Source organism: Sulfurimonas sp. hsl 1-7, assembly GCF_030577135.1.
Taxonomy (GTDB): domain Bacteria; phylum Campylobacterota; class Campylobacteria; order Campylobacterales; family Sulfurimonadaceae; genus Sulfurimonas; species Sulfurimonas microaerophilus.
Window position 1 is genome coordinate 364,274 of the sequence record NZ_JAUIRR010000001.1, and the last position, 14,253, is coordinate 378,526.

Consider the following 14,253-nt stretch of genomic DNA (forward strand, 5'->3'; position numbering starts at 1 on the left):
ATTATTATTGAGTTATATATAGCTTATATATTATATCTTTTTCTACATTGAGCTGTGAGATAAAGTATCAGTATAAAAATCCACAGTGTCAGGAGTAATCGATTCTTATTGTTGTATAATGAAGAATTACGTAAAAAAGAGGAGTAGAGTATGCTAAGGTTAAATCTTGTTCATAAACTATTATTTGCTATTTTAATTCCTATTTTACTCTCATCATGTTCTTACACATATGGGCAACCACCCGAGACGTCAGACCCGTGGAAACTAATAAGAAATGCTCGTGTATGGATTAACGAGGGTCGACCAAGAGGTGCTTTACCTAGTATTAACAAGGCATTGGAAGAAACTGAAAAACTAGATAAAAAAAGTAAACATTATCAACATACAAAGGCAGCTGTTTATAATGAGATGGGAAGAGTTTTTATCATGCTTAATGATATGAATAGTGCTGAACAATATCTAAAAAATGCAAATAAACTCAGTCTTCAAGTAGGGTATAGAGCTCTGCAACTTGATATAAATTATAATTTATCAACATTATATGAGATGAAACATGATGAAAGAACAGCTTGCAACTATCTTGCTAAAGTAGTTGATTTATATAAAGATTTATATGAAAAACCGGCTGACTATCCAGATGGATATGGTGTAATAGGAACAAAAGAGTTCCTAGAAGGTTTTGCACGTCCAAGAATAAATGCTAAAAGTAAAAAAATGAATTGCAGCTTGAAGATTTAGAAAATATCTAATTTGTCTGCATAGTACGAAATAAAGCTCTTTCTATCAATCAACTTTCCCAAAAATTAGGAGTAAAGCGAAGTTTAGTGTCCGGTTTTGTGACCATTTATGTTCCAAAATCCACAATAAAATGAACTTCATGATAGTATTGATATGGATAGTAAAGATACAGTATACTTTAATTTTAATTTAGTATGAAAGACAGGATAGATGAAAAAGATTTTATTAGTTTTATTGTTTGTGGTTTTGGTGTTTGCTGGTGATCAGTGGCCTTTTATTCATCCGATTGGGAAGACACCTAGTGCAGTATTAATGCCAAATGGAAAGGGATTTTATACGTATCAAGATGGCAAAGTCACAAAATGGCAACTTAATCCCATCCAACCTATAGAGTCCTTTAGGATTCAAAAAAAAGATAGAAGAGGCACTGGATTTTTACGAGAAAATATATTCATTACCAAAGATAATAAACGGTTGATTTTTAAGTCGAGAGAGGTAATACAGTTATGGGATTTAGAAAACAAACAATTAATTAAACAGCTTAAGCCTAATCCTATTTATTGGTTAGCTACTTATTCAGATTACGGATTTATCCTACTGGATTATGATAGTAACTTGCAACTATTGGACGATAAATCTTTTCAAGTACTAAAGCAAACTAGCATACCTAGAAATAAAGATTATCAAAAGGTTGCTGATTATAGATATTATCCTCATAATATGATTGTTGGGCAAAATATCTTACATATAAATTATGCTATTGAATCATATTATATTGATCTCAAAACATTGAAAACAATAGAATCTTCAGAAACAAATTCCGAAGATAGAATATGGCTTGAGAACGCAATAAATCGAAATAGAAAATCTATACTTGCTGATTTAAGAAATAATATTACTACACAATTAAGTATACCTCCAAATCGAATAACATATTTTCAAAAATATAAGGATAACTTCAATCCTAGCATATGGGAGAATTTTATGAAATTTACATGGAAATGGGGTACTTTTTACTCTACATTATCAGCATGTCAGATTGATTCATCAAGTTTTATTACTTTATATAAAGTAACTGATCATGTTTCATATACGCTTGAATATACTAAAACATCTTTAAATAATGTTGTAGAAACTTCTAGATATAAAATTTGGCAATATGGTGATTCTTGGTATGTGGAAGATGAAAATCATTTTTTTAATGCATCAGAAGATATCAAAAAATATTTGTATCAAGAAGACTCAAAAGGTCATAGAACTGTAATAGATAATGAGATATTTGATCGTTATAAAAAAAATTATAAAAAAACACTAAAGATAAAGGAATAACATGGCTCTTTGGAATGTATTACTAGACACCATTTAATTCTACAATCTCTTACATTTGGAACACCGTTAGCATTTATTATGCTTTCCGTGTTCCAAAAAATATTCAAAAAGTTAAAAGTTTAAATTTTCTCGAATTTTAAGACTTTTTTGAACACTATATAAATAAGATAACTATCTGATTAAGTACACTTTTGGAGAGAATCAAAATATTATCTTCAAACCTACAGGGTAATTGTCTTTTGTAGCATCTTCAAACAATTTCATAAAAATTTATAGATGTTAGATTTTCTTGTCCAAAAATGTGTAAAATACACATAATTTATAAAAGTTTAGGAAATCTTATGGCAATTATTGGAAATTTATATAAGGTGGAGTCTCTCTTTAAAGAGAAAAAATTTGCTGTAGTATTTGATTATTTTAAACAAGTATTGGACCCTGATAATAAAATACATAAAAGGCTTAAAGCTCTTTCAAGCGGTTCGTGTGAAAAATATATGTTAAATGATGATATATTTGTACTTGAACAGGTTTTTTATACAAAAAATCGATCTGAATGTTTTATAGAATCACATAAAAAATATGTTGACTTTCAACTGATTGTATCTGGTGCAGAACAGATGGAATATATAGATATTGATAAAGTTGCTGTTGATCAAGAGTATGATGAAGCTACAGATTTTATCACCTATAAAATAGTTGATAACACTTCAAAGTTTCTCCTTGAGAGTGGAGACTTGGCTGTATACTTTCCTGATGACGGTCATGTAGGCTTGGCAATGTATGAAAAGCCTCTATTAGTTCATAAAGCAGTTATTAAAGTACCGGTTACACTTTTTGATTAAAATTGATTTTAGGAGAAACCTATAAAAGTAAATATAATAATAGATGTATTGCGTGCCTTTACAGTTGCACATTTAGCTATGATGCAAGGTGTAGAACGGATTTATCTTGTCAGTTCTATCGATGAGGCTTTTGATTTTAAAACAAAACATCCGGAATATCTTCTGGCAGGGGAAAAAGATGGACTTGCAATAGAGGGGTTTGATCTTGATAACTCTCCGGCAGCACTTTTGTCACATGATCTAAATGGAAAAACATTGGTACAAAAGACAAGTAATGGTACAAAAGCAACATTGGAAAATCTTGATGCCGATAAAATCTTTGTTACAGGATTTAGTAACAGCCGTCAGTTGGTCAATTATCTACATACTTTAGCCATTCAAACATTACAGGTTATCCCTTCTCGCTTGAAAGATGATGATTTTGCAGTGAAAGACTATATTCAGGCACTCTATGATCAAAAAGAGACTTCACAATTAGATATTATTGGGCGAATTGTTCATAGTGATGTGGCGGAAAAGTTTTTTACAGACAGCCGTTTTAATCCAAAAGACGTTATCTATGCTACTAGTGAGATCAAATGTGACTTTGTGATGGAAGTGAAAAATATCGGTACAAATAACGTTTATATAGAGAAGTGCTTTATAGAATAAACTATGAAGTTAAACATAACTCATCAATAACTGCAACATCCCTTTAATAGCTGAAATAGAAGCTGTTTCATTTGCCGTATGGTAGTCTGTTGTAGGTATTTGTAACGTAGTACCGTTGATCTCACCGTTCGTTGCAGCAGCAATACGTCCTAGTTCTGTTCGTCCTAGAGGATAAGGTTGTTCCCGTACCTTGTTTTGTTCTTCGATATATTCATCTTTAAAACTATATGTTAAGCCAAGAGTTTTACAACGCTCTACAAGTTCATTGGTCATCTCTTTAGAGAACTCACCATTGGCATCTTTATGACGTAATGTAATCTGCTGAGCATCAGCATCTTCACGTGTTGTATATGGGCTTGTATCGAGCACTACCAAGCGCTGTGTACTGATCTGTTGACGCTGAAACCACGATAGTGTAAAACGCCAACTACGACCGCACTCCTCTTGGGCACTAAAAAGTGCCGTTCCCTGAAAACCTTTTCGATACATATAGATAATTAAAGCTGCACTCACCACATTATCAAGCTGACAGGAGATGAGATCATTATCTATAACCAATCTATCAAGGAAAGCGATAGGAGTACCAGGTTCCAAATATGCAAGCCCATCTACTTCAAATATAAGGTTTTTTCGACGTGGACAGATATATGAGTTGGTAATGGTTCCCTGACCGATATATGTACCGACATAAGGAAGATGTGCTTGAACACGTTGTCCCTGGAAACGGTTTTCGATCTGGCTAACCATATAGCTTGAAACTGATTCAAGCATATTCTCACCCTGGTTTGCGGTGATAAAAGCGGCATATTCAAATTCATTTGGACCTGTACACAATAGACCGTGGCGATCAATATGTGCAGAGAGATAGAAATCGTCAGGACGAGTTCCTTGTGCTACAAGTACACCGTGAAACGACTCCACCTTAATGCCAACCTCCTCGAGTTCACGCCGTAAAATTCTAAAAAAACTATGTTCATGACCAACGACAGATGGTTCACGTATAAGATGTTTAAGAATGTCGAAAAACTCATGAAGCATAGCTTCTTCGTTGATGTCGTGCAGCATAATTATCGCTCCTAGTCTAATATAGCAGTTAACAAGAAAGGATGTTTATAGTATCCTCTTTTTTTGGCACTAGGCATAAAAATTCATAATCCTCTTCGCCAAGCGTTTCATACATATGGGCAACACCTGCTGGAATATAAAGAATATCTCCTGCTTTTGCCTCAAAAATCTCATCTCCTACCGTTACTTTTGCTTTGCCTTTTAAAACATACTGTTCATGCTCAACACTGTTTGTATGAAGTGGCATATGGCCGTGTGCTTTTATACAAAATTGTCTCATAGCAAAATTGGAAGCTTCTTCAGGAGATAAAAGCATTTTCATAGATACCCCTTCACCCGCTTGTTGATCGACAGACTTTACATCTTCAATAGATTTTTTTATCATAGTTTGAACCTTGAAAAGAATTTTAATTTATTTATGAATTGTATACTATTTTGCTGAAGTTTCTAGATAAAATAATAATTAATATAAGATATTAGTAAAACAACGTTTCCGTATCTTCTTATCTTTGTACAAAAAGCAAATCAAAGAATTGTAGAAACTTCACATTTAGTAGTTGTTTTCAGTACAATTACACCAATAAATAAAAAGCTTTAAAAATCTGTAAAATAGGAGGGATTAGAATGCAAATAAGGGTCTATTACGAAGATACAGATACGGGTGGGATTGTATATCACTCAAACTATTTAAATTTTTGTGAAAGAGCCAGAAGTCAGGCTTTTTTTGACAAAGGTTTAATGCCGTATCTCGAAGATGGACATTTTGTCGCTCGAAAAATTATTGCAGACTATTTAAAAAGTGCAAAGCTAGGTGATGTTTTAGAGGTTAAAACAGAACTGACACAGATGAAAGCTGCTTCTTTTACACTTAAGCAAGCAGTGTATAAAGAGGATGAAAAGTTGTTTGAATTAGAGATACTCTTAGCACATATCTCTTTTGAAGGGGCACCTAAAAAGATCGATAAAAAGACGAAAGAGTTAATCCTCTCTCTCTTCTAACTCCCTTGAGAGTGGTATATATTTTGCAAACTTTGTTCGCATTGGTTGTAAGAGTTCAATATCATATATCACTTGCTCATTTTCAATCGCCATATCATAAACTCGAGCTTCTCCAGTAACGAGCGAGTAAAAATAATCTACACCGATAATAGTCGCATAGTTAATCCAGTCATACTTGATGTCATTACCGATCAGTGAATTCATCTCTATTTGCATATTATCCTGTTTTGTTATAGAGTTTGCAATGATCATATTCTCTCTATCTCTGTATTGTGTCATAGAGAGGAGCAGGGGATTGTAGTTGATCTGAGTTGAGAGTACATTTGTCGCATTTGTATCATAAAGTGTAAGTTGCGACATAATCATTCCCGTTTTGATAATAGGAGTGTTGATCATAAATGAACCTTCAACAATATCTTCATTCTCTTTGAGGTAGTTTTCAAGGTTTGTCGTACGTGTAGAGATGTAGTACTTCAATACTTTTTTATTCTCATCACTTGGTGGTGTTTGGACCGTATGCTCATCTGAAAATGCACTTGGTTCCGCACCCTCTACAACTGGATGTAAAAATCTACCTTCTTGATAAAGGGCTAGTTTTTTTCCTGTGTCAGATGTATCTGAAAAGATAATTAAAGGAGAGATAGCCTCTTTTAATAGGAGGTCACTCTGTGCAGAGTAATCAATTCCCCCAAAGCTGAGATAAGGTGAGTTTGTTTCAACATCTTTTTTATTTGTTGTCGGAAAGTAGATATTTAATTCGGGATCGATGTTGATAATATTTTCTACCCCTTCACGAGTTAAAGGAGCGATCACGTACTCTATACCGTCTGCTTCTATCTGTTGCAGGGCAGTCTCAATCGTATCGTGATTTTCATCTTCGATCTTATAGCTCTTCATGTTAAACGGTGTACTTTTAGTCATAAGGTAAGCAAAAACAGCATTTGTCGTTGATGTTGCATATTTCCCGATGCGTTTATATGGAAGCAGGAGTGCGATTTGGAAGTTGCCGTTTGTATTGAATACTCCGATATTAAAGATTGCAGCATTGATCATTCTTGCTTCTTCAAGCTCTTTATTTGGCAGTTTTCTTTGTGCATGCGATAAAAATGAGAAGATTTGTTCATTATCTAAAAACTCTTGTAAACAATCTTCATCACATTCGTAAGGATCAAGATCTAACACGTAGGTCTTTGGAAGAGGGATATCTGAGACGAGATAACTTTGTGCAAAAACAGCAAACGGTAATAGTAAAATTAAAAATATTTTTTTCATAGGCAACTCTTTATAGTCTTTCTAAAATCTATTATATATCCATATTTTATGAAGTTTTAATGATTTTTTTATCCATACTTTTTGTTGTATTTCTCTATTTTTAGTATGGATTTTTATAATAAAGATATTATATCAAATTAACATGAAGTTAAAATAGAATGTTCTTAGATAGTGGAACTATTTAGTTTTTACCAAACAGTTCCACTATAATATTTTCAAAATCTGTTGAATCTATAGGTTTGTTTAAATAGAAGTCTGCTCCAGACTCAGCAAATTTTTCCTGGTCTCGCTCTTGAGGTTTTGCACTGAGAATAACTATGGCAAATTTTTTCAACTCTAAAGAGTTGATATGTTCTATTGTCTCGTAACCATCCATCTCAGGCATCATTATGTCCATAAAAACGAGATCGAGTTCTTCCGATTTTATTATCTCAAGAGCCTCTTGCCCATTAAAAGCAGTCATGATATCAACATCGGAATCACAATAGCCTTCAATGAGACTAGACAATGCAAATACATTACGGATGTCATCATCTACTATTAATATTCTTTTTCCGCTAATGAATTTAGTAATATTTTGTGCGTTAGTTTGTTTATTGTCTTCTATTATGCTGCTATTTATATGTTGTTCCATAGTATCTTCAGGAATATTATTCTGGACTGCCCCTTCTTTATATCTTATACTTTCTTTATCTATACACTCTATTAGACCATTGTCTATATCTTTTCTATCGATAGTTTTAGGCAAATAGAGTGTGAACTTAGAGCCTTTGTTTATAATTGACTTCAGAATGATTTTCCCTTGAAGTATGTGAGCCAGTTTATTAGAAATCGCTAATCCTAAACCTGTACCGCCATATTTTCGACTTGTAGTTCCGTCAACTTGTTCAAAGCTGTTAAACACACTCTCTATTTTATCTTCCGGAATTCCTATACCTGTGTCTTCAACAGAAATAGCCACACTATATTCAGGTTTGTCACTAGAAGAGATAGTTACATTTACTTCTCCGTTAGTATGTGTAAATTTGAGTGCATTTGAAATAAAGTTGCGAATGATTTGCATAACTTTATGCGTATCGGTGTAAATTATTGTATCGATATCGTTAGAGATTTGTATGCCCATAGCTATATTTTTCTCTTGTGCAACCGGTTGAAAAAGTTGGTTTAGAGAATTTACTAAATCCTGAAAAATTAAATTATTAAGATGTAATGAGGTCTTATTAGCTTCTATTTTTGATAAATCTAAAATATCATTTATTAAGAGTAAAAGGTCATTACCTGCATGATGTATTACATTGAGTTGTTCTAGCTGCTTGCTTGTTAAGTTATTGTTTGAATTATGCATTAATAATTCAGAGAGAATATTTATTGAATTAAGGGGTGTTCTTAGCTCATGTGTCATGTTTGCTAGAAACTGGCTTTTTGATATATTTGCTTTTTCTGCTTTCTCTTTTGCTCTATGAAGATTTTCTTCATATTGCTTTCTCTCTGAAATATCACGCCATAAACATAATAATGTAGTACTGTCTTTATCTCCAATCAAGCCCAAACTGACTTCAATATCTACAATGTTACCACTAGGATCGAGATGTTGCCATTCAAAAAGTCTAGATATTCCATTTAATGCATCTTCATTTTGTGATAGCACTTTTTCTAGTGAAAGTGTTCCGTCTTTTTGTTGTAAAGGAGAGATTTGATCTGGAGATTTTCCAATAATATAATCCTTCTCACATCTGAGCATCTGCAACGCTTTTTCATTACATGAAGTAAAAACTCCATTTTCTATAATAAGGATGCCATCATTAGCTTGTTCAAAAATTCTACGAAATTTTAGTTCATTTACTTTCAGGTCATGATGAGCTTTACTGAGTTCAGTGATATTTTGTACAACAGACCAGATATATTCATCACCATCATTATTTACATTCTTTACACCGTTTAGCAATACTGGAAAACGGTGGCCGTCTTTATGGATATACTCCTTTTCATATGGACCATATTTTCCTTCTACTCTAAGAGATTCTAACTGGAGGGCTTCTTGTTCTTCATATTCAATAGGTGTAAGATCCCAGTATGACAGTTTTGTAAACTCCTCTTTTGTATAGCCGCACATTTCATGTAGTGTACTGTTTACATCTATAAACTCTCCACTCATTTTATTTAGAGCAATCCCTACCGGTGAAATATCAAAAAGTTCTTTATACCATCTATTTCTTTGCAAAAGCTCATTTTGAGTAGCAGCTAAATTTATAGCGTTATTTAAAGACTCTTCTCTTTCTCTGAAAATAGTTATCATAAGTAAAATTATGACTGATAGAAAACCGATAAAACTTTGTAATAGTAATAACGACTGGTTTGGTTCAGTACGTAAAAATGGTCCATACTCCAATATAGTTCCATAGATTGCAACTAGACTGATATACAATAACATAGAAACAGAGATTACAGTTGTAAATCTAAATACTCCCCATATAAGTGGTAATAACAAAAAATACACAACAGGATATTGAACTGTATCGAATAACTCCAGAGGTCCAAAAAATATTAAACTGCTTGTTACCAATAACAGAAGCAGTGATATCCCCTCTATAGAAAATAGATGTTTAAATGGTTCCTCTTCTGAAAATATGGATATAACAAGTGAAGTAATTAATAAAAATCCTATAAGATCACCTAAAAACCATGACGACCATACATTCATAAAAGCTTGTGTCGTTATGAATTGATGCAACAATAGTGTAAAAGAACCACTAAGAGAAGTAACAAGTGAAGCAACAACTATGGCAACAAAAAATAAAAGCATAGATCTAAGAGATGTAAATATCTTTTTATCAGTAAATTTATTTAAAATCCAAAATCCTATTAATGGCCCAATAGTGTTAGTTATTGCAATCTGTATGGATGGTAGTAAAGGTGTTAGAGTTAAATTTAAAATCAATGCCCCAATGAAAATTCCCGGCCAAATACGATATCCAAAAATTATTAAAGCAGATAATGCGATTCCGGTAGGTGGCCAAATTGCAAAGACACTTTCACTCTCAACTAAAGATAGCATTGAAACTGATTTTGCTGACCAATAATAAAGGATAGAGACAAAAAGAATTTTCAATATTAACGAAATCATATACAACACCTATTGTAGTGGTAATTTTATTGTAAAACATGCACCTTCAGAATTATTGACAACTTTGATAGAACCTTTACAATGTTCTTCAATAATCGTTTTACTCATGTATAAACCAAGTCCTGTTCCATTTTTCGATTTTGTCGAGAAGTAAGGGTCAAAAACATTATTGATTATTTTCTCGGGTATTCCACCTGCATTATCTTCTATAGTAAGAACTGCATAATTATTTTCTTGTTGGAAGATTTTTATTAAAATTTTTCCATTGAGTGTATCAGTTTCTTTAAGAGCATCAATTGAATTCCACAAAACATTTAAAAAAACATGCATAAGCTCATTTTTATAACTATATATCTCTATGTTTTTTTCTGCAATAATTTTAAAATCAATCCCATGCAGCTGTGATTCTATCATATGTTTAGTGGCATTTACGGCATCTGCTAAAAGAAATTTTTCTTTATTTTTTGCCGGCTTAAAAAAATTTCTAAAATCATCAATCGTATTTGAAAGCTGTTGTGTCGTATCAGACATCTCATTTAGTTTTTCAAGTAAATAATCTTTTTCAAGTTGGTCAAGTTCAGCGTCGATAACAAGAATACCTATGACTGAGGATATGGATGCCAAAGGTTGGCGCCATTGGTGTGCTAGCATAGAGATCATTTCACCTATTTGGGCTAATTTAGATTGTTTTATTATATGATCTTTATGTTCTTTTAGTGTTTTATATTGCTGTTGTAATTGTTTATTGGCCAGTTCTAGACTTTTCTTTGTCTCGTATAAATTGATAAAAACTTTTAGTTTAGATGTAAAAATAGACAAGTTTATAGGCTTTACTATATAGTCAGATGCCCCAAGTTTTAAACCTTTTTGTATAGACTCATCGTTTATATTCATAGCCGTTATAAATATAAATGGGATATCCTTATATTTTTTATTTCGTTTTAGTATTTTAATAAACTCAAAACCATCCATTACGGGCATCTGTACATCTGAAAGTATCAGGTCTACTTTGTTTTGTACTATAGCTTTGAGTCCCTCTTCACCATTCATCGCTTTTATGATGTTTACGTCAAAATATTCTAAAATTAATGCCTCAACAGATAAAAGGTTTCTCTCTATATCATCTAATAATAAAATTGTAAATTTATTGATATTCATATTGATCGTTGATGCTCCTCATTGTTGTTAGGATAGTTCTTTCGTAATTGTATTGAATATCATAATATATAAATATTTATTATTTATTGAAATTTTTTTTAGAGTCATAATAATATGATTATATAAAAGAAATATGATATGATAGTATCAAAAATATCTGATATTTAAAGTAAATTATGAAGTTTCAATTGGAAATACTGCTTCAATACTCAAATGGACTTAATATAATTATTCAAGGAGAAGTGTATGGAAACAATGATGAAAACAATATTGACATTTTCAAAAAATCTTCGTTTGCTATATATAGAAGACAATGAACAATCACGTACTTTTACATTGGAACTACTTACACGTTTTTTTGATGATATTATAGTTGCTAAAGATGGTTTTGAAGGATTACAAAAGGTTCAGGAAAATTTTATCGATCTTATTTTGACAGATATTAATATGCCTAATTTAGATGGTATAAAGATGACTTTGCAAATAAAGTCAATGAATAAAAATATTAAGGTTTTTGCTCTTACTGCACATAATGAAGATGATATAAAAGAAAGTTCCTATAATGCCGGTATAGATGTTTACTTGGAAAAACCGCTCCGTCTTAATCAGTTTATAGAAGCTATATATACATTTGTAACAGAGAACAATAATTTATCTGATGTTGAAAATGGGAAGTAAAGGAAAAGAGCAAGAAAAGATATATTAAAGATTTATAAACAACTCTTTATAGTTTTTAAATCATTTAGTGTGATCTTTTTAGATTCGGGATTTCTCAGGAGATATTGAGGGTGATAGATAGGGATGAGTTTATATCCTTTAAAGTCTATTACATGCCCTCTGACACTCTCAAAGTTATTTGTATCACCTGTGAGGTGGATATATGCATCTTCCCCTAGCGTGACTATAATTTTCGGTGCAACAAATTCAAGCTGAGAAAAAAGGTAATGTTTGCAAGAACTCCATTCAGATTCCGATGGTTTATTACTTTGAAGCGGTTTACATTTGATCGCATGTGTCATATAGATAGAATCGGTACTCAGCTCCAGTACATTTTCAATCATCTTTTTTAAAGTCTCTCCGCTTCTGCCTGCAAAGTAGTTGTTCGCCGTATCCTGAGCTTGGGAAACGACATAGTCGAGTATAAACAGCGAAGCGTTTTGATTGCCGAAACCACTCATACTTTGCGTTCTTGATTTGCTGAGATCGCAAAGATAACAGGAACGAATGTTTGAAACGAGTTCCTCTAAAGTTCTTGCTTTCTCGTAGTTTTTTTTCTCATTTACTTCAAAATGGTCAATATATTCAAACCCAATATGTTTTAATCTGTATAGATTTTGTAATAAAACAAGATTTTGGAAAGATTTCAATGTTACCACCATACACGTAAAAAGATTTTATAGAGTATATAGAAACTGCTATTAAAATATACTTTGATATTTTTAGAAATATGTTATGATTACAAATCGATAGGGACATTTATGGCAAAAACAAATGAAAAATTAAAATTAAATCGTTTTAAGATCAAATCCTCGACGGAAGTAATGGATGTGATCGATGAAGTAAAAAGGTGTTGCAACACGGTACCGTTGTTTCATATCACCTCATATATACATAATACTGTTTTAGTACAAAACTTAATTCGGGAACTTGATAAAAACTTTCCAGATGCCAAAGTTGTTCTTTTAAAGCATGATGATAGAAATACAACAAACTTGAGTGTGTATGATTATGATGTAAAAGATAGCGAGCATAGTAGTGATGAGATTTTAGATGAACTATATACCATGTACGATAAGACACACAACAATATTGACGAGTATAGAAACCAACTCTTTTTAAGATATTTTACAGATCATTTAACTAATCTTCCAAACTTATATCAACTACGAAAAGATCTTCAAAATGATGATGATAATAACACTTTAGTACTTATAAAAATCGATAATTTTCAAACGATCAATAATTTTTACGGTTTTGTAGTCGGTGATTATGTGATCGAGTATGTAAGTACATTTTTAAAAGAGATTTTTGAAGAAACTTCGATATATAGACTTTCAGGAACAGAATTTTCGGTAATTTTAGACGATACGTACGATTTTTACAGATTAAAAACCTACTTGAACGACCTCTATAAATCTTTACAAAATCTGATAATTACATATCAAGATATTCATATCTTTGTTAACTTTACTTTGTCATCTTCAGTCTCACAAGATAACACGAACCTTTTTTCAAAAGTATCTATGGCATTAAAATATGCAGAAGACCATTCACTGCCGTTTTGGATCTATGAAGACTCTATGAACTTTGAAAATGAATATGAAAAAAATCTACAACTTTCACAAGTTGTACGAGAAGCAATCTATAACAATAGAGTCGTGCCATATTATCAAGCTATTTATGACAACAATCAAGGGGTTGTAAATAAGTATGAGTGTTTAGCTCGTTTAGTAGATAAAGATAATAATGTTATCTCTCCTCAGGTCTTTATACCGGTTGCCAAGAGTTTGAAGATCTATAACAGAGTAACAGAAATAATAATCGAGAAAGCTTTTAAAGAGTTTGAAAACAATGATCATGAGGTGAGTATAAATCTCTCAATAGAAGATATTATGAACAATGAAGTTTTTGAATATATTGTTGAAAAAATTAAAAATTTCCCTGAACCGTCTCGAATCACTTTTGAACTTTTAGAATCAGAAGCTATTTTGGATTTTAGAAAAGTTGGCAGATTTATAGAGGAGATTAAAAGAAGAGGGGCTAAAATCGCCATTGATGATTTTGGAAGCGGGTACTCTAACTTCTCACACATTATTAATCTCAAAGTCGATTACATCAAAATCGACGGCTCTTTAATTGAAAAAATAAGTACAGATAAAACTTCTCTCATTGCAGTTGAAACTATCGTAGCACTTGCTAAAAAGCTTGGTGTACAAACAGTAGCCGAGTATGTAGTTTCCAGTACTATTTTTACACAGGTAAAAAATCTCGGTATTGATTATTCTCAAGGTTTTTATATTGATCGACCGTCTCTTACTTACGCGGAGGCTTCACCGGTATAGATAACACTGGATT

The 14,253-nt window shown here is 32.1% G+C and carries 13 protein-coding genes; 7 read left to right on the top strand and 6 right to left on the bottom strand.

Annotated features, from left to right (window positions below):
• The first annotated feature begins 150 nt into the window (after window positions 1–150).
• The 4 genes from QWY88_RS01800 to QWY88_RS01815 all read left to right on the top strand — a co-directional run bounded on the left by QWY88_RS01800 (window position 151) and on the right by QWY88_RS01815 (window position 3,560).
• A complete protein-coding gene (locus QWY88_RS01800) occupies window positions 151–738 on the top strand; it encodes a tetratricopeptide repeat protein (RefSeq protein ID WP_304543443.1) in 588 nt (195 codons plus the stop codon).
• Between the two features lie 210 nt (window positions 739–948).
• On the top strand, window positions 949–2,067 hold the full coding sequence (locus tag QWY88_RS01805; RefSeq protein ID WP_304543445.1) for a hypothetical protein: 1,119 nt from the start codon (window positions 949–951) through the stop codon (window positions 2,065–2,067).
• 341 nt (window positions 2,068–2,408) lie between these two features.
• Window positions 2,409–2,909, top strand: coding sequence for a NanQ anomerase/TabA/YiaL family protein (locus tag QWY88_RS01810; RefSeq protein WP_304543447.1), 501 nt, complete (start codon window positions 2,409–2,411; stop codon window positions 2,907–2,909).
• 36 nt (window positions 2,910–2,945) lie between these two features.
• On the top strand, window positions 2,946–3,560 hold the full coding sequence (locus tag QWY88_RS01815; RefSeq protein ID WP_369811208.1) for a 2-phosphosulfolactate phosphatase: 615 nt from the start codon (window positions 2,946–2,948) through the stop codon (window positions 3,558–3,560).
• A gap of 9 nt (window positions 3,561–3,569) precedes the next feature.
• On the opposite strand, the gene QWY88_RS01820 is transcribed toward QWY88_RS01815, so the two are convergent.
• Both QWY88_RS01820 and QWY88_RS01825 read right to left on the bottom strand, forming a co-directional pair.
• Window positions 3,570–4,625 (bottom strand): peptidase M42, encoded by a 1,056-nt coding sequence (locus QWY88_RS01820; RefSeq protein ID WP_304543449.1) that lies wholly within the window; start codon window positions 4,623–4,625, stop codon window positions 3,570–3,572.
• A gap of 28 nt (window positions 4,626–4,653) precedes the next feature.
• Window positions 4,654–5,010 carry a cupin domain-containing protein gene (locus tag QWY88_RS01825; protein ID WP_304543451.1) on the bottom strand — a complete coding sequence of 119 codons (357 nt, stop codon included), beginning with the start codon at window positions 5,008–5,010 and terminating at the stop codon, window positions 4,654–4,656.
• 239 nt (window positions 5,011–5,249) lie between these two features.
• Here QWY88_RS01825 and QWY88_RS01830 point away from each other — a divergent pair, with 239 nt between their 5' ends.
• A complete protein-coding gene (locus tag QWY88_RS01830) occupies window positions 5,250–5,624 on the top strand; it encodes a YbgC/FadM family acyl-CoA thioesterase (protein ID WP_304543453.1) in 375 nt (124 codons plus the stop codon).
• On the opposite strand, the gene QWY88_RS01835 is transcribed toward QWY88_RS01830, so the two are convergent.
• The 3 genes from QWY88_RS01835 to QWY88_RS01845 form a co-directional block, all read right to left on the bottom strand.
• The gene (locus tag QWY88_RS01835) at window positions 5,604–6,896 is read right to left on the bottom strand and encodes a hypothetical protein (RefSeq protein ID WP_304543455.1); all 1,293 of its coding nucleotides are present in this window, start codon (window positions 6,894–6,896) and stop codon (window positions 5,604–5,606) included. The genes QWY88_RS01830 and QWY88_RS01835 overlap by 21 nt on opposite strands.
• A gap of 181 nt (window positions 6,897–7,077) precedes the next feature.
• Window positions 7,078–10,020 (bottom strand): MASE1 domain-containing protein, encoded by a 2,943-nt coding sequence (locus tag QWY88_RS01840; RefSeq protein WP_369811202.1) that lies wholly within the window; start codon window positions 10,018–10,020, stop codon window positions 7,078–7,080.
• 9 nt (window positions 10,021–10,029) lie between these two features.
• Complete coding sequence (locus tag QWY88_RS01845) at window positions 10,030–11,178, bottom strand: hybrid sensor histidine kinase/response regulator (RefSeq protein ID WP_304543457.1); 1,149 nt, start codon at window positions 11,176–11,178, stop codon at window positions 10,030–10,032.
• A gap of 246 nt (window positions 11,179–11,424) precedes the next feature.
• Here QWY88_RS01845 and QWY88_RS01850 point away from each other — a divergent pair, with 246 nt between their 5' ends.
• Window positions 11,425–11,856: a response regulator gene (locus QWY88_RS01850; protein ID WP_304543459.1), complete on the top strand. Its 432-nt coding sequence runs from the start codon at window positions 11,425–11,427 to the stop codon at window positions 11,854–11,856.
• A gap of 32 nt (window positions 11,857–11,888) precedes the next feature.
• Here QWY88_RS01850 and QWY88_RS01855 read toward each other — a convergent pair whose 3' ends face one another.
• The gene (locus QWY88_RS01855; RefSeq protein ID WP_304543461.1) at window positions 11,889–12,557 is read right to left on the bottom strand and encodes a uracil-DNA glycosylase; all 669 of its coding nucleotides are present in this window, start codon (window positions 12,555–12,557) and stop codon (window positions 11,889–11,891) included.
• 99 nt (window positions 12,558–12,656) lie between these two features.
• On the opposite strand from QWY88_RS01855, the gene QWY88_RS01860 reads away from it, so the two are divergent.
• Window positions 12,657–14,240 carry an EAL domain-containing protein gene (locus QWY88_RS01860; RefSeq protein WP_304543463.1) on the top strand — a complete coding sequence of 528 codons (1,584 nt, stop codon included), beginning with the start codon at window positions 12,657–12,659 and terminating at the stop codon, window positions 14,238–14,240.
• Window positions 14,241–14,253 lie beyond the last annotated feature (13 nt).